14 protein-coding genes, 1 tRNA gene, 1 other RNA gene and 2 pseudogenes are annotated in these 19,995 nt (G+C 73.2%); 14 read left to right on the forward strand and 4 right to left on the reverse strand.

The features are described from left to right. Window positions 1-49: 49 nt before the first annotated feature. Window positions 50-355: pseudogene (locus tag T328_RS21335) on the forward strand (tyrosine-type recombinase/integrase); the annotation flags it as partial. A 95-nt stretch (window positions 356-450) separates the two neighbouring features. Here T328_RS21335 and T328_RS21340 read toward each other — a convergent pair. Further along, a tRNA-Ser gene (locus T328_RS21340) sits at window positions 451-535 on the reverse strand. Window positions 536-606: 71 nt separating this feature from the next. On the opposite strand from T328_RS21340, the gene ffs reads away from it, so the two are divergent. The 9 genes and pseudogenes from ffs to T328_RS21385 all read left to right on the forward strand — a co-directional run. Continuing rightward, window positions 607-703: signal recognition particle sRNA small type (gene ffs, locus T328_RS21345), an RNA gene on the forward strand. Between the two features lie 84 nt (window positions 704-787). Further along, window positions 788-3,112, forward strand: a complete 2,325-nt coding sequence (locus T328_RS21350) for a DNA polymerase III subunit gamma and tau (protein ID WP_496497722.1) — start codon at window positions 788-790, stop codon at window positions 3,110-3,112. Window positions 3,113-3,329: 217 nt separating this feature from the next. Continuing rightward, window positions 3,330-3,665: a YbaB/EbfC family nucleoid-associated protein gene (locus T328_RS21355; RefSeq protein ID WP_027741379.1), complete on the forward strand. Its 336-nt coding sequence runs from the start codon at window positions 3,330-3,332 to the stop codon at window positions 3,663-3,665. A 146-nt stretch (window positions 3,666-3,811) separates the two neighbouring features. Further along, window positions 3,812-4,411, forward strand: a complete 600-nt coding sequence (gene recR / locus T328_RS21360) for a recombination mediator RecR (RefSeq protein ID WP_496497723.1) — start codon at window positions 3,812-3,814, stop codon at window positions 4,409-4,411. A 110-nt stretch (window positions 4,412-4,521) separates the two neighbouring features. Continuing rightward, window positions 4,522-5,184, forward strand: coding sequence for a DUF5063 domain-containing protein (locus tag T328_RS21365; RefSeq protein WP_496497724.1), 663 nt, complete (start codon window positions 4,522-4,524; stop codon window positions 5,182-5,184). A 280-nt stretch (window positions 5,185-5,464) separates the two neighbouring features. Next, the gene (locus T328_RS21370; protein ID WP_496497725.1) at window positions 5,465-6,736 is read left to right on the forward strand and encodes an aspartate kinase; all 1,272 of its coding nucleotides are present in this window, start codon (window positions 5,465-5,467) and stop codon (window positions 6,734-6,736) included. Window positions 6,737-7,121: 385 nt separating this feature from the next. Continuing rightward, on the forward strand, window positions 7,122-7,685 hold the full coding sequence (locus tag T328_RS21375; protein ID WP_496497726.1) for a SigE family RNA polymerase sigma factor: 564 nt from the start codon (window positions 7,122-7,124) through the stop codon (window positions 7,683-7,685). Then, a complete protein-coding gene (locus T328_RS21380; protein ID WP_496497727.1) occupies window positions 7,682-9,211 on the forward strand; it encodes a hypothetical protein in 1,530 nt (509 codons plus the stop codon). The genes T328_RS21375 and T328_RS21380 overlap by 4 nt, the downstream gene beginning before the upstream one ends. A 178-nt stretch (window positions 9,212-9,389) precedes the next feature. Beyond that, window positions 9,390-10,085 (forward strand): annotated as a pseudogene (locus T328_RS21385) (SURF1 family protein); the annotation flags it as partial. A gap of 85 nt (window positions 10,086-10,170) precedes the next feature. Here T328_RS21385 and T328_RS21390 read toward each other — a convergent pair. Both T328_RS21390 and T328_RS21395 read right to left on the reverse strand, forming a co-directional pair. Further along, on the reverse strand, window positions 10,171-12,225 hold the full coding sequence (locus T328_RS21390) for a S9 family peptidase (RefSeq protein ID WP_496497728.1): 2,055 nt from the start codon (window positions 12,223-12,225) through the stop codon (window positions 10,171-10,173). Window positions 12,226-12,370: 145 nt separating this feature from the next. Beyond that, a complete protein-coding gene (locus T328_RS21395; RefSeq protein WP_496497729.1) occupies window positions 12,371-13,663 on the reverse strand; it encodes a TRM11 family methyltransferase in 1,293 nt (430 codons plus the stop codon). 256 nt (window positions 13,664-13,919) lie between these two features. Here T328_RS21395 and T328_RS21400 point away from each other — a divergent pair, with 256 nt between their 5' ends. Further along, window positions 13,920-16,487, forward strand: a complete 2,568-nt coding sequence (locus tag T328_RS21400; protein ID WP_496497730.1) for a polysaccharide lyase family 8 super-sandwich domain-containing protein — start codon at window positions 13,920-13,922, stop codon at window positions 16,485-16,487. 106 nt (window positions 16,488-16,593) lie between these two features. Beyond that, window positions 16,594-17,127 carry a GNAT family N-acetyltransferase gene (locus tag T328_RS21405; RefSeq protein WP_496497731.1) on the forward strand — a complete coding sequence of 178 codons (534 nt, stop codon included), beginning with the start codon at window positions 16,594-16,596 and terminating at the stop codon, window positions 17,125-17,127. A 107-nt stretch (window positions 17,128-17,234) separates the two neighbouring features. Here the strand turns inward: T328_RS21405 and T328_RS21410 are convergent, their stop codons facing one another. Next, window positions 17,235-18,422 (reverse strand): MFS transporter, encoded by a 1,188-nt coding sequence (locus T328_RS21410; protein ID WP_496497732.1) that lies wholly within the window; start codon window positions 18,420-18,422, stop codon window positions 17,235-17,237. A 208-nt stretch (window positions 18,423-18,630) separates the two neighbouring features. Between T328_RS21410 and T328_RS21415 the strand changes: the two genes are divergently transcribed. Continuing rightward, entirely contained in the window at window positions 18,631-19,278 is a 648-nt protein-coding gene (locus T328_RS21415; RefSeq protein ID WP_496497733.1) for a class I SAM-dependent methyltransferase, read from the forward strand. A gap of 74 nt (window positions 19,279-19,352) precedes the next feature. Then, entirely contained in the window at window positions 19,353-19,916 is a 564-nt protein-coding gene (locus tag T328_RS21420; protein ID WP_496497734.1) for a DinB family protein, read from the forward strand. The last annotated feature ends 79 nt before the right edge of the window (window positions 19,917-19,995 follow it).

Raw genomic sequence — 19,995 nt, forward strand, 5'->3', positions numbered from 1 at the left:
CCCCTCAACCCGAAGAACTCGTGACGCCCTTGAAGCTGCACCGCGAGGAACCTCCCCGACCGGTGGCCCTCTGGTGCCAAGCACGGACTACGACGCCTGGAAGCAACTGCTCACCGATGCCGGGGTGCGCGACGGGCGCTTGCACGACGCCCGGTACACCGCCGCCACGGTCTTGCTGATCCTGGGAGTGCCGGAACGGGTCGTGATGCAGATCATGGGCTGGCCATCGACCGCGATGGCTGCCCGGTACCAGCACGTCACCGGCGGCATCCTCAAGGACGTAGCCAAGCCGGTCGGCGGGCTCGTCTGGGAGGTGGCGCACGGCACGGACGAGGGGCGGCAGGAGGAGCCCTAAGCGTCCCGTTGAGACTACAAATGAGACTGCGGACAACGACAGGTCCCGCCGACGCCATCGGCGGGACCCTTCGTTTTGCCTGGTCAGGCGGCGTGCGGAGGATACGAGATTCGAACTCGTGAGGGTGTGAACCCAACACGCTTTCCAAGCGTGCGCCCTAGGCCTCTAGGCGAATCCTCCGCGGGCCACATTACAAGACGGGACGGGGTGGGAGCGAACTCGTTCGTGAGGGTTGGGATCGGTTAAGGTGGAGTCGCCCCTCACGCGGCGCTAACTCGCTGAACTCCCCCAGGGCCGGAAGGCAGCAAGGGTAGGTGGGCTCTGGCGGGTGCGTGGGGGGCGCCTCGTTGTCCGGGGTGGGGCGCGGTCGACGGGGGTGGGGGTTCTCGTGGGTGGGCGCCGTTGTCGGCCGTCACCGATATCGTCGTAGTCGTGTCGCAGCTCGCTCTGTATCGCCGCTACCGGCCCGAGACCTTCGGCGAGGTCATCGGGCAGGACCACGTGACCGACCCGTTGCAGCAGGCGCTGCGGAACGGGCGGGTCAACCACGCGTATCTGTTCAGCGGGCCACGCGGCTGCGGGAAGACGACGAGCGCGCGCATCCTCGCCCGCTGTCTCAACTGCGAGCGGGGGCCGACGCCGGAGCCGTGCGGGGAGTGCCGGTCGTGCCTCGACCTGGCGCGGAACGGGCCGGGGTCGATCGACGTCATCGAGATCGACGCCGCGTCGCACGGCGGTGTGGACGACGCGCGTGAGCTACGCGAGAAGGCGTTCTTCGGGCCGGCCGCCAGTCGGTACAAGATCTATATCGTCGACGAGGCGCACATGGTCACCTCCGCGGGGTTCAATGCCCTGCTGAAGGTGGTAGAGGAGCCGCCCGAGCACCTGAAGTTCATCTTCGCCACGACCGAGCCGGAGAAGGTCATCGGGACCATCCGGTCGCGGACGCACCACTATCCCTTCCGCCTCGTCCCGCCCGGCACCCTGCGCGACTACCTCGCGGACGTCTGCCGCGTCGAGTCGATTCCGGTCGAGGACGCGGTCCTGCCCCTGGTCGTACGGGCCGGGGCGGGCTCCGTGCGGGACTCGATGTCCGTCATGGACCAACTCCTCGCCGGCGCCGGTGCCCAGGGTGTGACGTACGCCATGGCCACCGCCCTCCTCGGGTATACGGACGAGGCTCTGCTCGACTCCGTCGTCGATGCCTTCGCGGCGGGCGACGGGGCGGCGGCGTTCGCGGTCGTGGAACAGGTGATCGAGGGCGGGCACGATCCGCGGCGGTTCGTCACCGACCTGCTGGAGCGGCTGCGGGACCTCGTGATCCTGGCCGCCGTTCCGCACGCCGGCGACAAGGGGCTGATCGACGTTCCGGCGGACGTGCTGGAGCGGATGCGGCGCCAGGCCGACACCTTCGGCGCGGCCGAGCTGAGCCGCGCGGCCGACCTCGTGAACGAGGGGCTGACCGAGATGCGCGGCGCCACCGCGCCGCGGCTGCAGCTGGAGCTGATCTGCGCCCGGGTGCTGCTCCCCGGCGCGTACGGGGACGAGCGCTCGGTCATGGCCCGGCTGGACCGCCTGGAGCGCAACGCCGCGACGGGCCCGCCCTCCATGGGGTACGTACCGGGGCCGGACGCCCACCAGCCGGGTGCCGGCGGGGGCGGAGGCGTAGGTGAGGGCGTAGGCGGGGGCGGGGGCGCCGAGGCCGCTCGCGCGACCGTTGCGGAGCGCGGCGGGCCGGTCACTCCTGGTTCCGGATCCCCCGGTGCTGCCTCTTCCGGTGCTTCCTCTTCCGGTTCTGGGTCTTCCGGCTCTGGGTCCCCTGGTTCCGGGTCTTCTGCTTCTGGGTCTTCTGGTTCCGGGTCCTCTGGTTCCGTCGCCTCCGGTTCTGGGTCTTCCCCCGGTGCCGCGGCTGCGGCGGCCGGTGGCGGCGGTGCCGGGGGGCAGGGGCGGCGGCCCGGGGCGTGGCCCGGGAGCGGCGGGGCGGCGGCTTCCGCGGGGGCGGCGGCTCAGGGTGCGGCTTCCGGGGCTGTGGCGCAGGCACCGGCCGGCGGGGGCGTTGCCGCGGCGGCCGGCGGGGGAGTGCCCGCGCAGCAGGGGGGCGGCGTGGCGGGGGCCGCTTCCGTACGGCAGATGTGGCCCGACATCCTTGAGGCCGTCAAGCACCGGCGGCGCTTCACCTGGATTCTGCTGAGCCAGAACGCCCAGGTCACCGGGTTCGACGGCGGGACCCTCCAGCTCGGCTTCGCCAACGTCGGCGCGCGGGACAGCTTCGTCAACGGCGGCAGCGACGAGGTGCTGCGCGAGGCGCTGGCGGAGCGGTTCGACGTGCAGTGGAAGGTCGAGGCCATCGTGGATCCGACGGGCGGCGCGGGCGGCGGCCCCGCGGCCGGACCCGGGCCCGGCGGCGGTGGTCCCGGCGCAGGCGGCAGCCCGGGCGGCTCCGGGGGCGGTCCCGGGTTCGGCGGCGGCGGCGGTGGGGCCGGGCTGCGGCAGTCCGTGCAGACCGCGCCCTCGCCCTCCGTACCGGCGCCCGCTTCCCACCAGCCCCGGCCCCCGGCCGGCCCGGGCGCCGGAGGCGTGCCCGGTGGCCCGCCCGACCCCGGCCCGCCCCCCGACCCCGGACCGCCTCCGCCGCCGCTGGAGGAGGACATCCCCGACGAGGACGACCCCGACCTCGACGACACCGCCCTGTCCGGCCACGGCCTCATCGTCCGCGAGCTGGGCGCCACCGTCATAGAGGAGATCCGTCACGACTAGGCGGCCCGCCCTGCTGCGTACTCCGGAAGGATGACGACGGCAGGAGGCGCGGCGACTCCCCCCGGGGCAACCACACCAGGGCGCGTCCTCCCTGCGATGGACGGCGGTGCGGCGGGTGAGAACGTAGGCTCGCCTGGACCGGCCCGACACACGACGACCGACGACCCGTACGACGTAGGAACAGACAACTGCAGTAGCGCGACAAGGAGCGAGCGACGTGATGCCTGGTGGTGGCCAGCCCGACATGCAGCAGTTGCTGCAGCAGGCCCAGAAGATGCAGCAGGAGCTCGCCTCCGTCCAGCAGGAGCTGGCCGAGACGCCGGTCGAGGGGAGTGCGGGCGGCGGGCTCGTGAAGGCGACGGTGACCGGCTCCGGCGAGCTGACCGGTCTGGTGATCGACCCGCGGGCCGTCGACCCCGAGGACACCGAAACGCTGGCCGACCTCGTCGTGGCCGCCGTGCGCGACGCGAACAACGCCGCGCAGCAGCTCCAGCAGGAGCGGCTCGGCCCGCTCGCGCAGGGTCTCGGCGGAATGCCGGGGCTGCCTTTCTGACCGCTCCGACCCCGCTCCGCCGGGGTTGTTTCCCGGCCGTCCGGATCTGCCGGGTTTTCCGGAGCCGGACGCCGCGCCCGGAGCGGGTTGAACCCGGCGGTAGCGGCTAGCTTGGTGCAGGAGAGCGGACACGAGAGAGGCTTTGCGTGTACGAAGGCGTGGTCCAGGAGCTGATCGACGAATTGGGCAGGCTGCCCGGCGTCGGTCCCAAGAGCGCGCAGCGCATCGCCTTCCACGTCCTGCAGGCCGAGCCGGCCGACGTCCGTCGGCTGGCGCACGCGCTGACCGAAGTGAAGGAGAAGGTCCGCTTCTGCTCGGTCTGCGGGAACGTCGCGCAGGAGGAGCAGTGCCGCATCTGCGCCGATCCGCGCCGCGACCCCGCCGTCCTGTGCGTCGTCGAGGAGCCCAAGGACGTCGTCGCCGTCGAGCGGACCCGTGAGTTCCGCGGGCGGTACCACGTGCTCGGCGGCGCGATCAGCCCCATCGAGGGCGTCGGCCCCGACGACCTGCGGATAAGGGAACTGCTCGCCCGGCTCGCGGACGGCGCCGTCACGGAGCTGATCCTCGCCACCGACCCCAACCTCGAAGGCGAGGCCACGGCCACGTACCTGGCCCGCATGGTCAAGGCCATGGGCCTGAAAGTGACCCGGCTGGCCAGCGGCCTGCCGGTCGGAGGGGACCTCGAGTACGCGGACGAGGTCACGCTCGGGCGCGCTTTCGAAGGGCGGCGATTGCTCGATGTCTGAAACGGAACCACGTGCCCGCCGGCTGGATCCCGGCGTAGCGCCCAACAGCCCGGCAGGCCGCCACCCGCGGCCGGGTGGTGTGCGGGGCGCCGACACAGGAGGTCTGCTCGATGTCTGACGCCACCCTGCACCAGGCCACCTCGGCCCCGGACAGCTTCGCGGTCCAGATCGCCGACTCGATCGAGAGCTTCATCGTCGCGGTCACCGAGGTCGCGAAGGGCGACGAGCCGAACAGCGCCGTGCCCTTCCTACTGCTGGAGGTCTCGCAGCTGCTGCTGGCCGGCGGCCGTCTCGGCGCGCACGAGGACTTCGTGCCGGACGAGCGGTACGAGCCGGACACCGGCCCCGAGCCGGACGTCGACGAGCTGCGCGAGCGGTTCGCCGAGCTGCTGGACCCGGTGGACGTGTACTCCGAGGTCTTCGACCCGTACGTGCCGCGCAGCACGCCCGTCGCCAGCCGGATCTCCGACGACCTGGCCGACGTGATCACGGACCTGCGGCACGGCCTCGCGCACTATGCCGCGGGGCGGGTCAACGAGGCCCTGTGGTGGTGGCAGTTCTCGTACCTGTCCAACTGGGGGCCGACCGCGAGCGCCTGCCTGCGCGCCCTGCAGTCGCTGGTGGCGCACGTGCGGCTGGACACGCCCCTGGGGGAGCTGGACGGGCTCGACACCGACAGCGACGCGGCGCTGGACGACGGCCGGCTGGAGGAGGAGGCGGGCCGCGTGATGGCGGAGGAGATCGCGGAGCCGCTGGGGCTGCGGCGTAGCTGAGCGGGGCGTACGACCGTACGGCGGGCGCGTGCGGAGGGCCGGGGGCGGATCGGCGCATGCGGGGTGGCGCGTACGGGGTGGCGCGTACACCGTGCGTACGTCCGCGGTTCGTCGGCGCGTCACGCGTACCGGCCGACTCCACACCCCCGGGTGTGAGCTGCCTTACGTTTCCGTGTGCCCGCGGTGGTCCCGGGCAGGTTCGTCACCGAGTCGGCGCGCCCAAGCGGAATCGCCGGCTCGGTAGACTGAGCCGACCGAAACACCATTGCGAGGAGCGCACGTGGGCCTTGTCGTGCAGAAGTACGGCGGCTCTTCCGTCGCCGACGCCGAGGGCATCAAGCGCGTCGCCAAGCGGATCGTCGAGACCAAGAAGGCCGGCCACCAGGTCGTCGTCGTGGTGTCCGCGATGGGCGACACGACGGACGAGCTGATCGATCTCGCCGAGCAGGTCTCCCCGATCCCGACCGGCCGCGAACTCGACATGCTGCTCACCGCGGGCGAGCGCATCTCCATGGCGCTGCTGGCGATGGCGATCAAGAAGCTGGGCCACGAGGCGCTGTCGTTCACCGGCAGCCAGGCGGGTGTGATCACCGACGCCGTGCACAACAGGGCGCGGATCATCGACGTCACGCCCGGCCGGATCCAGGAGGCGGTGGACAAGGGCGCCATCGCGATCGTCGCCGGCTTCCAGGGTGTTTCGCAGGACAGCAAGGACATCACGACGCTCGGCCGCGGCGGCTCGGACACCACGGCGGTGGCGCTGGCGGTGGCGCTGGAGGCGGAGGTCTGCGAGATCTACACCGACGTGGACGGCGTGTTCACCGCCGACCCGCGGGTGGTGAAGAAGGCTCGCAAGATCGACCGGATCCCGTACGAGGACATGCTCGAACTGGCCACCAGCGGCTCGAAGATCCTGCTGCACCGCTGCGTCGAATACGCCCGCCGGTACAACATGCCCATTCACGTCCGCTCCTCGTTCTCGGGGCACCCGGGCACCTGGGTAGGCAATATCTCCGAGGGAGCAGAAGGCATGGAGCACGCGATCATCTCCGGAGTCGCGCACGACGTCTCCGAGGCGAAGATCACGGTGGTCGGCGTCCCGGACAAGCCGGGCGAGGCCGCCGCCATCTTCCGGGCGATTGCGGACGCCGAGATCAACATCGACATGGTGGTGCAGAACGTCTCGGCCGCCGCCACCGGCCTGACCGACATCTCCTTCACCCTCCCCAAGACCGACGGCCACCGCGCGATGGAGCTGCTGACCAAGGCGCAGCCGGTGATCGGCTTCGAGTCGCTGCGCTACGACGACCAGGTCGGCAAGATCTCCCTCGTCGGCGCCGGCATGCGCTCGCACCCGGGCGTCACGGCCACGTTCTTCGAGGCGCTGTCCGATGCCGGCGTCAACATCGAGCTGATCTCCACCTCCGAGATCCGCATCTCGGTCGTGACCCGCGAGGACGTCGTCGAGGACGCGGTACGTGCCGTGCACACGGCGTTCGGCCTCGACAGCGAGAGCGACGAGGCGGTCGTCTATGGCGGTACGGGCCGCTGAGCCGCCGCACGCCGCACCGCCGCCGTATCGCCGTACCTCCGCCGCACCGCCGTGCCGTCCAGTTGTGACCGATCCGTTGGTCCGTACCGCTTGCGTTGCACGCCCTTACCATCCGACGATTTCGGTTCGCGCCGTCTGCAACCGCGGCGGCGCCGTGGAGCGTCTCTGTCCCTGCCCGCAATGGCCGGCTGGCCGGCTGGTCGGGTAGCGAGGGAGTGGGCATGGCAGTGCGTGCGGCAACACGACCGGTGCCGCGGCCGTGCGCGTACAACCTTGACGGGGGTCGGTGTGTCAAACAGGCGTGGCAGAGGCACTCAGCATTGCGACCCTTCCGGCAGGCCCCGGGTTGCGCCCCGGTACGTCCGCGGCGTCCAGGGGGCTGCCGGTGATCGCGCCGTGGTCGTCGCGGCAGGCCGCGACGAAGACCGCGGCGGACGCTGACGACGCCATGGCGGAGGGCACCAGCGTCGACCACCTCACCGAGACGTACCAGACCCACTACCGGTCGCTGCTCGGGCTCGCCGCGCTGCTGCTCGACGACCTCGCCTCCTGTGAAGACGTGGTGCAGGAGGCCTTCATACGCGTGCACTCGGCGCGCAAGCGGGTCAAAGATCCGGACAAGACCCTCGCCTACCTGCGGCAGACGGTCGTCAACCTGTCACGTTCCGCGCTCCGCCGGCGCATCACCGGGCTGAAGTTGCTCTCCAAGCCCATGCCCGACATGGCCAGCGCGGAAGAGGGTGCGTACGAACAGCTGGAGCGCGACCAATTGATCAAGGCGATGCGCGGGCTGCAGCGCCGGCAGCGCGAGGTGCTCGTGCTGCGTTACTTCGCGGACATGACCGAGGCTCAGGTGGCCGAGGCGCTGGGCATCTCGCTCGGCTCCGTCAAGGCATACGGCTCCCGGGGCATCGCCGCACTGCGAACAGCCATGGGAGCGCGGGCATGAGCGAGCGTTTCTACGGATCGGGGCCCCCGTGGGAGCGGGGCGCCGAGGAAACCGGCGGGTCGGGATCCGGGGCCGGCGCCGGGGCGGGTGGCGCGGTGGACGTGGCCGAGACGGCCGAGCTGTCGGCGCGCTCCGACGAGGTGACGGTGGTCGGGACAGTGGCCAGGACGGCGGCGGGGTCCGAGGGGCCGAAGGCGGCGTCGGGTGCGGGCTCGGACGAGTCGGGTGCGCAGGGCGCCGCGGCCGGGGCGGGTGGTTTGGACGGTCCGGGTGGTTCTGGCGGCTCGGGTGGGTCTGACGGCCCGGGTGGGTCTGGCGGCCGGGTCGGTTCTGATGGCCGGGTCGGTTCTGACGGCCGGGGTGGGTCTGGCGGCTCCGGTGCTGGCGGCTCCGGTGGTTTTGACGCCTTCGGTGGTTCGGCTGGGCCGGGTGGTTCGGCCGGCGCCGGCGGTGCGGGGGGTTCCGGCGGTGCCGGGAACCCGCGCTGGCCCGGCGGCTATGGCGACGGTGACGGCGGTGACGAGGACGGCGAGGACGAGCTGCGGCTGCTGCTGCACTCCGCGGTCGGCGGCCTGGAGCCGGCGCCCGGCACGCTGGAGTACCTCCAGCGGGCGGTGCCCGCACGGCGTACGCGCCGCCGCCAGCTGGTGGCCGTCGCCGCGGTCGCGGTGGTCGCGCTCGCGGTCTCGGTGCCGGCGCTGATGACCGTCACCGGCTCGACGGGGGAGAAGAGCCCGCACCAGGACGTCGCCAACAGCCAGTTGCCCGGCAGCGGTCAGGGCGGGGGCGGCGCCGTGGAGGGCAACGACTCCGACGCCACCGCGGGCAGCAAGGAGCCGAGCGGCAAAGAGGAGAAGACCAAGAGCCCGGGGCACGACGAGAGCAGCGTCGCCCCGACCGGCGGCTCCGAGGACACGACCGAGGCGGAGCCGTGTGCGCCGGCGCACATCAGCGAGCCGGTCGCGGCGAGCGGCACGCCGGACGAAGCCGGCCGGGTCACCGGATCCTTCACCGTCACCAACGTCTCCACCACCTCCTGCGTGGTCGAGTCGTCCGGCGGCGTGCGGGTGGGCGGCACGTTCGGCGCGGCGAGCGCGAGCGCGGTCGACACGCGTACGCACACCGAGGGCGACGCCGCGACGGACCTGCTGCCGCCGCCGGAGCCGACGGCCGCCACGCTGGTGCTGGCGCCCAGCGAGTCGTACGTGGTGGAGTTCGCCTGGGTGCCGGAGACCAGCCGCGACGGCGGCTGCACCACCACTACCGGCTCGCCGAGCCCGGAGCCCAGCGGCGACACGCAGTCGGCGCCGCAGGAGGAGACGCAGTCCGAGCCGGACCCGGAGACCGACACCGGCGGCGGCGACACCGGCGGGACCGGCGAACCGGGCGACGGCGAGGGCACGACCGACGGCTCCGTCACCCTGACCCACACGCCGGAGGCCGACTCCTCCGCCGTGGCCAGCGTCACGGTCGAGAACGCCTGCGCGGGCACCGTCTACTACACGGAACCGCTCCCGGGCGCCTGACCGCTCCGGCGCGCCCGACCGGTTGCGCGCGCGCCCGACCGTTCCCGCGTGCCCGGCCTCGCGCGTCCCCGGCGCGTCCGGCCCCGCGCGTCGGACCCGGCCCGGCCGACTCCGCGCGTCGGACCCGGCCGCGGCCCCCTGGGCGGGAGGCCGCCGGGGGAGGCCGTACCGTGGAGGCGTGTACCGGTTCCTGCTGACGCCCCGGTGGTGGGTCGTCAACATCCTCGCCGCGCTCGCCATCCCGGTCTGCCTCGTCATGGGCAGCTGGCAGCTGGGCCGCTTCGAGACGCGGGTGGACACCCACCAGGAGCAGCAGGAGAAGCAGGACCGCGGCGGCGACGGCGTTGCCGGCCGGCCGATGGGCGAGTTGCTGCCGGTGACCCAGGAGACGACCGGCGAACCGGCCACGGTCACCGGGCGCTACGGCCCCCAACTCCTCGTCCCCGACCGCACCCTCGACGGCGAGACCGGCTTCTACGTGCTGACCCTCCTGCGCACCGACGACCCCGTGGGCGGCGACGGCGACGCCGGAACCCGTACCTCCGTCCCCGTCCTGCGCGGCTGGCTGCCGGGCGAGGCCGACCCCGCGAAGGTCCCCGAGCCGCCCGCCGGCGAGGTCACCGTCACCGGCGCGCTGCAGGCGTCCGAGCACCAGGGCTCCCCCGGCGTGCACACCGAGGGCGGGCTGCCGCGCGGTCAGGTCGGCATGATCAGCGCCGCGGCGCTGGTCAACGTCGTGGACGACCAGGTCTCCACGGCCTGGATCACCCTCCTCAAGGCCGACGGCGGGATGCGGCCGGTCCCGGCCGAGGTGCCGCAGGGCAGCGGGCTCGACCTCAAGGCGTTCCAGAACCTCGGCTACACGGCCCAGTGGTTCGTCTTCGCCGGCTTCGTGATCTTCATGTGGTATCGGCTCTTCCGCCGTGAGGCGGAGGTCGCACGCGACGCGGGCCTGGGCCTCACCTCCCCCGATCCTGCGGCGAGAGCCGAAGGTCCGGGTCCCGGTCCCGGTCCCGGTCCGGAGGCGGATCGGCACCCGGGCCCGGATCCGGCCGCGGCGGCTGCGGAGCCGTCGGCTCAGGACGCAGATGACGGCGGACGAAGTCGAGCTCCAGCCTCAACTGCTTGATCCGCTCGTCGACGACCAGTGAGCCGTGCCCCGCGTCGTAGCGGTACACCTCGTGCGGGTGCCCGCGGTCCGCCAGCCGCTCGACGTAGTTCTCCACCTGCCGGATCGGGCACCGCGGGTCGTTGACCCCCGCGGAGACGAACACCGGTGCCCGCACCTTGTCCACGTACGTCAGCGGGGAGGACGCGGCGTAGCGCTCCGGGACGTCCTCCGGAGAGCCGCCCATCAGCGTACGGTCCATCGCCTTCAGGGCCTCCATCTCGTCCTGGTACGCCGCCACGTAGTCGGCGACGGGCACCGCCGCCAGCCCCAGCGCCCAGCTGTCCGGCTGCGTGCCGAGGGCGAGGAGCGTCAGATACCCGCCCCACGAGCCGCCGCCGATCACCAGCCGTTCCGGGTCCGCGAGCCCCGAGGCGACCGCCCACTCCCGCACCGCCGCGATGTCCTCCAGCTCGATGAGCCCCACCCGGTGCTTCAGCGCGTCGGTCCATTCCCGGCCGTAGCCGGTGGAGCCGCGGTAGTTGACCCGGACCACGGCGAAGCCGTGGTCGACCCAGGCCGCCGGGCCGGCCGCGAAGGCGTCGCTGTCCTGCCATGTCGGCCCGCCGTGCACGTCGAACAGGCACGGGAACGGGCCCTTGCCCGCCGGCCGCTGCACCAGCGCGTGGATCCGCCCGCCGGGCCCGTCCACCCAGGCGTCCTCCACGGGCACCGAGCGCGGTGCCGCGGGCCCCGGCGACTGCAGCACCACGGCCCCGTCGGCGGACCGCACCCGCGGCGGCTCCGCGCCCGACGACCAGTGGAACTCCACCGTGCCGTCCGGCCGCGCCGTCGCCCCCGAGATCGTCCCCGGCGGGGTCTCGACCCGGGTCAGCGCGCCGGAGCCGGGGCCCTCCAGCCCGTACCGCCAGAGTTCGCTGCGTGCCTGGTACGTATGCAGCACGAGCAGCGCGCTGCCGTCCGGATACCACTCCGCCGACACGTCCCCCGGCAGGTCCAGCTTCAGCTCTCCGGTCTGCCCCGTGACCGGGTCCCAGATCATCGGCTCCCACCGGCCGCGCCGCTGGTGCCCGACGAGCAGCCGCGTGTCGCCCGCCACGGGCGCGAAGCCCAGCACCTCCAGGCCCAGCTCGTCACGGCCGCCCTTGGTGTCGTCCAGCTCGGCGACCACCGCGTCCCCGCCGGTGGTGCCGCCGACCCGCAGCACGCGCAGGGCGGCGTGCATCGCGTCGCCGTGCTCGGTGTGCTCGATGGCGAGCAGCCTGCCGTCGTACGAGAGGCCGCCGACCCCGGCGGACTCCCGGTGTCGGTAGATCTCGCTGGGCTCGCCGCCGGGCCGGACGAGGTGGATCGTCGTGCCCGTCTCCTCCGTGGACCGGCCGACCAACGCCGTGCCGTCCCGCCCGAGCGCGAGGCCCGCCGAGTACGCCGGGGGGAGGCCGGGCGTCGCTGCCCGGTCCTGGCCCGGGGAGGCGCCCGCGAACGGCTGCCGCCGCCACACCCCGAACTCGTCCCCGTCGGTGTCGCAGAACCACCACACCCACTCGCCGTCCGGCGTCAGCGCGCCGTCCGTCGTGCCGTTCGGCCGGTCGGTGACCTGGCGGATGCCGCCGGTGCGCCGGTCCCAGGTGTACAGCTCGAACGTGCCCGTCACGTTCGACACGTACAGCGCGCGGTCCGGCGCGTCCTCCGCCCACCCGGGCAGGCTGATCCGCGGCGCCCGGAACCGTTGCTCCCACGCCGGCGCCGCGCCCGCGGGCGCGCCGCCACCGCCGTCTCCGTATCCCTCGCCGTATCCCTCGTCGTGTCCCTTGCCGTGTCCTTCGCCGCCACCGTTCGCGTCGGTGCCGGCACGTCCCGCCTTGCCCCCGTCGATCTCGCTCATGCCGACATTCTGCGGCCTCGCCGCAGCTGGGCGGAGCCCGCACCGCCAATCTGTGGATAACTGCACAGTTGTGGATAAACTCCAGCCGCCGCGCCCCGCCCTGAAGTCCCCCGCGCCCCGCTCCCCCCGCCCCGCTCCCCCCGCCCTACGGCCGCACGCCCGACACCGCGTACTCGAAGAGGGCCTTGTTGCTGTTCCGCTTGCGGATGACCTCCACCTCGACCCCCGCGAAGCCCGCCGCCCGGAGCAGAGCCGCGTACCACTCCTGCGCCGGCACCTGGTTCCCGTAGAAGGTGGAGTTGCCGATCACGTAGACCGCCCGCCCGCCACCGCGCACGTTCTTGTACGCGGCCTGGAAGTGCGCCCACATGTCGTGCACGTACTTGCCCACGTAGTTGGCCAGCAGCGGCCCGTTCCGCCCGCCGTCCGTGCGGATCGCCGCCTGCGTCCGGGCCAGCTCGCCGGCGACGGGCTCCGGCACCCCCTCGGCCGCCGGCCCCGGCGGGCGCCAGGCCCGTATCCGCGAGGTGGCCGCGCCCCAGGTGCCGCCGATCGCCTGCCAGTCCAGCCGGCCCGCGTCCTCCGCCCGCCGCAGGTGCCGCATCCAGTACATGTACGGGCGCAGCTCGCGGATGTACGACATGCGGTTCACGTACGGCGGCGAGGTCAGCAGCAGGTCGGAGGGGGTGAGCCGGCCGGCGGCGGGCTGCATGTCGCGGGAGTCGCCGTACAGCACGCGCGCCGCGCCGGGCAGCGGGGTCGCGGCGCTCGCGAGCGTGGTGTCGGCCTCGCGCCGGAAGGTCTCCAGCACGGCCCGGGCGGCGTCGAGGTCGAGCACCCCGGGAGTCCCGCCCGCCGCCGCCGTGCTCGTCTCCCGTTCCTCCTTGAAGGACATGCTCTGGTGGTTGAACGCCGCGTTGCTCGACGCGATCAGCGTCCTGCAGAACGCCACGTCCAGCAGGTCCCGTCCGCCCGGCGGCAGCCCTCCCGCCGTGACGTCCAGCGCCCGGCGCACCGCCTTCAGCGCGTCCAGCGCGCTCGGTGCCCACCACCGCCCGATGTTGTGCAGCTCCGGTTGCCACAGCCCGGCGGCCTGCGGCAGCAGTTCCTCGGCGCGCTGCACCAGCGGCGCGAGCGCCCGCCGGGTCTCGCGCAGGTGTTCCGGCTCGTACGCGGCCGTCTTCATCTTCCCCAGCCAGATCAGGAACGGGTTCACGTCCAGCGACTGCCCCGTCAGCCCGTGCTCGGCGGCGGCGAGCGGGGTGGTGCCGGTGCCCGAGAACGGGTCGGTGACGACGGATCCGGGCGGCATCCGGGCGGCGTAGCGGCGCACCAGGCTCACGGAGTAGGCAGGCGTCAGCCGGAGCCAGCCGTGCCGGCCGGCGCCGGCGTTGGCGCGGTAGGTGAGGTGCGCGTTCTGACGCGTGTCCGACCGCATGCTCTCGCTCTCGCCGACGGGGGTGGGGGTAGCGTGGATCGTAGTGGGCGGTGGCCGGTCGACCGGCGGGAACGGGCCAGTCCCGTCGTACTGAACGGAGGCCCGCCGCGATAAGACGCGCGCGTGTACGCGGCGGCCGTCACCTCGCCGTACTCCCCGGTGCGATCTTCCCGTACGGGCTCGTAAGCGCTTGTCGGCGCATCCTCCATCTGCTTGACTCCGGCTGCCAGTGCCCAACGCACCGGGGGAGGACCCCATGGAGTTCACTCGCAGACGCCTGATGTCCACCCTCTCCGCCGCCGGCCTGCTGGCGGTCCTCCCGCTCCGCACCGCCGCCGCGTCGGCGCGCCCCCGGGCCGCAGACGCCGCCCTCCTCCTCGCCCACACCCGCGCCGTCTTCGCCGGCACCCCCGCGACCAACGCCCGCCCCGAGGCCGCCGCCAAGATCGCCGCCATCCACGACACCGCCCGCGCCAACCTCGCCGCGATGGCCGACACCGGCAGCGCCACCGGCGAGTTGTTCGCCGGCGTCCCCCTCGGCACCAGCGACGTCAACCTCGCCACCTCGTACCGCATGCTCTACGAGATCGCCCTCGCCACCCGTACCCCCGGCGGCGACCTCCACGGCGACTCCGCCGCCCAGCGCCGCGTCGTCGACGGCCTGGTGTGGCTGCACGAGCGCTACTACGGCGACCAGTCCCAGGGCTACTACGGCAACTGGCACAACTGGGAGATCGCCATCTCCACCCACGTCGGCAAGACCTTCGCGCTCCTCGCCGACGTCCCGGACACCGTCCCCGCGGGTCTGCTCACGACGTACGTCGCCGCCATGGACGCGTACCTCCGCAACGGCAAGGACGGCGACGTCGACCTCGACTCCCGCTTCCACACCGGTGCCAACCTCGCCGACATCACCACCAACCGCATCATCCAAGGCGCCCTGCTCGCCGCGGCCCAGGAGACCGGCGGCGAGGCGCGAATCGCCAAGGCCCTCGAAGACCAGCTCACCGTCTTCGCCACCATCGACCCGTACGACATCAGCCACGGCAACACCGACGGCTACTACGCCGACGGCTCGTTCATCCAGCACCACTCGGTCGCGTACACCGGCTCGTACGGCAAGGCGCTCCTCACGCGCGTCGTCCAGACGCTCAAGATCCTCGACGGCACCGGCTTCGCGAACACCGACGCGCTCGTGCCCGTCGTGCAGCGCTGGGTGCGCGACGGCTTCGCGCCGCTGATCTTCGAGGGCTGGATGATGGAGATAGTCAAGGGCCGCGCCGTCTCCCGTACGACCTCCGGCTACACCGACGTCGCCGTCGTCGTCGAGGCCGTCGTCGACCTCGCCGACTACGCGACCGGCGCCGACGCCGCCGCGCTCAAGAGCTACGTGAAGCACATCCGCGCCACCTCGCGCGCCGCGCTCGACCCCACGGGCTTCGTCTCCCCCGTCAGCGTCGTGCGCTACGCCGACATCGTCGGGGACGACGCCGTCCCGCCCGCGGACCTCAACGCCGCCGCGCGCAGCGTCGCGTTCAACGCCATGGACAGGCACGTCCACCGCCGCCCCGGCTTCGCCTTCGCGCTCGCCCGCAGCTCGGACCGCATCAGTAAGTACGAGTACATGAGCGGCGAGAACCTCATGCCCTGGTTCCAGGGCGACGGCGCGTACTACCTGTATCTCTCCGGCCAGGACCAGACGCGCGCGTACGGCGTCGACTACTACACCGTCGTGTCCCCCTACGGCCTCGCGGGCGCCACCGCGCCCGTCGAGCGGCGCGGCACCGTACCGGAGCTGTACGACGGCAGGCTCTGGTACGAGAACCCGGGCCACCCGCTGAACTTCACCTCGTCCTCCGAGTCGCAGAACACGTACGTCTACTTCCCGCGCGGCACCAACCGCCACTCGGGCGGTGCCGTCCTCGACGCGTACGGCACGGCCGCGATGGTGCAGTCCGACGACGTCGCGTACGCCGAACGCGACCTCCTCCCCGACGACTTCGTCGTCTACCGCAACGCGACCGCCGTCAAGTCGTGGTTCATGCTCGACGACGAGATCGTCGTCCTCGCCGCCGGTGTCGGCGACCGTGCCGGACGCGCAGTAACTACTACCGTCGACGCCCGCACCGCGGACCCGTCCGCCGCCGTCACCGTCACCGGTGCGCGCCGCGACGGCCGCGCCTGGGAGGGCCCGGGCACGGCGGAGCTGCGCTGGCTGCGGTACGCGGACGCCGCGGAGGGCACCGCCGTCGGATACGTCTTCCTGGACGACGCCCCGCCCGTCCGGGTCGGCCTGGAGGACGTCACGCGCAGCCGCCGCGTCGTACGGACCGGCAACCCGGACACGGCGGTGACGCGCACCGTGTTCAGCGCCACCGTCGACCACGAACCGGGGCGCAGGCGCGCGCGCCTGGCGTACGCCCTGGTGCCGCACGCCTCCGCCGGTCGGTTGGACACGTACCGCAGCCGCGGCCCGGTGAACGTGATCGCCAACTCCACGCGTATGCAGGCCGTCCACCACTCCGCCCTCCGCCTGACCGCCGCCAACACCTTCACCCCAGGCCGCCACGACACCGCCGGGCTGAGCATCGACGGCCCGGCCTCGGTGCTCGTACGGACCGGGGACGACGGGCGCATGGGCGTGGCCGTCGCGGATCCGACGATGGACCGCGACACGGTCACGGTGGTGCTGCGCGGGCTGCGGCTGCGGAAGGCCGCGGGGGACGACGGGGTGCGGGTGAGCCGGGTGCCCGGGGGGACGAAGCTGGTGGTGGACACGCATCACGCGTACGGCAGGAGCCTGACGGCGAGCCTGGAGAGGTAGGCGGCACTTGGTCCGGTACGGGGTCATGTGCGCGGAGGTAAGCGGGTCTACGCTGGAGTGACAGGGGCTCGTGCGGGGGCCGGCCGGCCGGACCGGGGGAGGACGAGTGGCTGAGTTGTTCTTACGTGGCCTGAGCCGGTGGCAGGCGGACACGCAGCGCGAGGCCGTCGCGGACGTGTACGTCGCGTCGTACAACGGCCGGGTCGGCGGGGCGGCGCCCGAGCGGGAGGGCTTCCTGCGGCGGCTCGAAGACCACGTGCAGCGGCCGGGCTTCGAGATGGTCCTGGCCGGCGGCGACCGCCCGGTGGGCTGCGCGTACGGGTTCCGGGCGGACCGCTCCGGCGCGTGGTGGCCGGACTTCCCGGAGGGGCCGCCGCTGGCGCTGACGGAGGTCACGTCGGCGCCGCGGGCGTTCGTGGTGGCGGAGTTGATGGTGGTGCCGGACCAGCGCCGCCGGCACGTCGCCACGCGCCTGCAGCAGCACCTGCTGGCCCGCTGGGCTTCGTCCCCGGCGGTGGCGCTGCTGCCGCAGGACAACGACGCGGCGGGCGCGGCGTACCACACGTGGGGCTGGACGAGGACCGGCAGCCTCCACCCGGTCCCGCCGACGCCGCCGCTGGACCTCTGGACGCATAAGTAGGAAGACGACCTACTCCGGAGCGCCGCCGAAGCCGATCTCGTTGCCGCGAGCGCCGGCTTCTCCGAACGGGGCTCGATCGCGTCGGACCCTCAGGTCCCCGCCGACCCTCAGGTCCCCGCCGCCGCCCGCTCGGCCGACAGCCGCCGCTCCAGCGGCCGTACCGCCACGCTCGCGGCCAGCGCCAGGCAGCCGACCACCACCCACGGCAGCACCCGCTCCACGCTGTACAGGAGGCCGAAGAGGCCCGGCGTCACCATGTCCGCCGTCGCGAACGAGTACTGGAACGCCGCCAGATACGTCCCCCGCGACCCCTCCGGCGCCGCGTCCGCGGACAGCGCGTTGGAGGCGGGCCCGTGCAGCATCTCCGCGGCGGCCCACAGCAGCATCACCAGCGCCAGATAGCCGACCAGCACCGGGCCGCGCGGCAGCAGCACGGCGAGCGCGAGGGCCCCGCACCACCCCGCCCACGCGACGCCGCCCCACGCCATCGCGCCGCCGCGGGAGGTGCGCCGGCGGATGCGGCGGGTGACCTCGGCGGTGGAGGTGGCGACGGCGGCGGTGGTGAGGGCGAGGAAGGCGCCGACCGCCCAGCCGGGCGCGTCCAGTCCGCGAACGACGTAGACGGGGGTGGCGACGGCGAGGAGGACGGTGCAGATGTTGAACAGTACGTTGACGCCGATCAGCAACAGATATGCGCGGTTGCGCAGCAGATGCCGTACGCCGTCGGCGGGCTTCCCCGCGCCGCCGTCGCCGTCGCCGGGCCGGGGGCGGCTCCGTACGAAGAAGGCGACGGCGCCGGCGGCGAGGACGAAGGAGAGCGCGTTCGCCAGGATCATGCCCCGGTACGCGTCCTGCGAGGCGAGCCCCAGCAGCACCCCGGCGAGCACGGTGCCGGCGCCGGTGCCGGCCGCGCGAATCATCGCGGTGCGGGCGAACCACTGGTCGCGGGCGCGGTCGTCGGACTGTTCGGCGATGAGTGCGAAGACCGACGACCAGTACACGCGCAGCCCGGCCGCCTCGACCAGCGCCGCGACGAACAGCGACGCCGCCCCGTCCACCGCCAGGTACACCAGGAACCCGCCGGCCTGCAGCAGTTGCCCGACGATCACCACCGGCCGCGGGCCGACGCGGTCCACGACCCGCCCGACGAGCAGCGGCAGCAGCAGCGCGGAGGCGGTCGCGGCGGTCATGAGCAGGCCGACGCGGGCCTCGGAGAGGTCGGTGACGGCGAGGAAGTAGACCATGGACAGCGGCAGGTAGAGCCCGGTCCCCAGGGCGTCGACGCCCAGCGCCACCGGAATCGCCCAAGCCGCGCCATCTCGCCGCCGCCGCACGCGCTCCGGTGCCCGCACCCGCACCCGCCCTCCGCCCCGCACCGACCGCTCCCGTCCGCCCTCGACGCCCCGTCCGCTCCATCCGCGCTCCGACAGTCAAGTGCAACGTTGTAACCCCGTGCCCGGTGAAGTCAATACGATTCACGGCCACCGGCTAACGTGTTGCCGTATGGCGGTATTGGACGCGCTTCACCGTTTCAACCAGCGGCATCCCTGGAGCCACAACGACCACTACGGGCCGTGGATCGCCCGCCGGGTGGCCGCGTCGGGGGCGCGGGACGTACTGGACGTCGGGTGCGGGGCGGGGAACCTGCTTGCGTTGCTGCGGCGGCGGGCCGGGGTGGTGACCGGGCTCGAACCCGACGCCGCGCTCGCCGCCGTCGCGGCCGGGCGGTTCGACGGCGATCCCGCGGTCACCGTCGTACGCACCGACTTCGCCGGCCGCGAACAGGGACGGCGCTGGGACGCCGTCACGCTCGTCGCCGTCCTGCACCACATGCCACTGCGCCCCACGCTGCGCGAGCTGCGCGACTGCCTCGCGCCGGGCGGGCGGCTGGTCGTCGTGGGGTGCTACCGCGGGGCCGGGGCCGCCGACGTCGTCGCCGCCCTGCCGGCCGCGGTCGCGACCCCCCTCGTCGGGCTGGCCAAGCACCCGGCCCGTGCCGCCGCGGTGCCGGTGCACATGACCGCGCCCACCGCCGACCCCCGGGAGACGCTGGCCGAGATCCGGCAGGCCGCGGCGGCGGAGCTGCCGGGCGCGCGGATCCGCCGGCGGCTGTTCTGGCGCTACAGCCTGCTCTACGACGCCCCCGACTGACGCGCTTTCCCGACCGGCGTCCGGGCGGCTAAATTCGCTTGCACGTCCGGGTGCCGATCAGCATCGTGTGTACGGTGAGTGACGACGACGTACCCCAGCGGTGGACCGCGGCCAGCGTCTACCCCGACATGTGGGCGGACCCCGACAAGGACCCCCGCAACAACGAGTCCAGTCCCGACGGCGAGTTGGCGACGCTGCAGGACTTCCTCTCCGGCTACCGGCTGACTCTGCGCATGAAGTGCGAGGGGCTGAACGCGGAGCAGCTGGCGCGCCGTTCCGTCCCGCCGTCGACCATGTCGCTGCTCGGGCTCATACGTCACCTCGCCGAGGTGGAGCGGGACTGGCGCAACTGGATCGTGCCGGAGAACCCAGCCCCCAGGATCTACGGCGAGAAGAACGCCGACTTCGACGGCGCCGCCGCCGACCAGGCGCTCGTCGACGCCGCCTTCGCCGACCTCGCCCGCGAGCAGGCGGCGTGCGACGCGGTGCTCGCCGAGTACGCCGACCTCGGCACCCGGCTGGCCACGGACGACACGTCGGTGCGCGAGATGTGGGTGCACCGGGTGGAGGAGTACGCCCGGCACTGCGGCCACGCGGACCTGCTGCGCGAGTGCGTCGACGGCCGGGTGGGTCAATGACGGCTCGGTGACGGCCCGGTGACCGCCGGAGGCGGCTGACCCGGCGGGGCAACCCGGCGCGGCCCTCATCGCGTTCGAC

Source organism: Streptomyces sp. CNX435, from assembly GCF_059570575.1.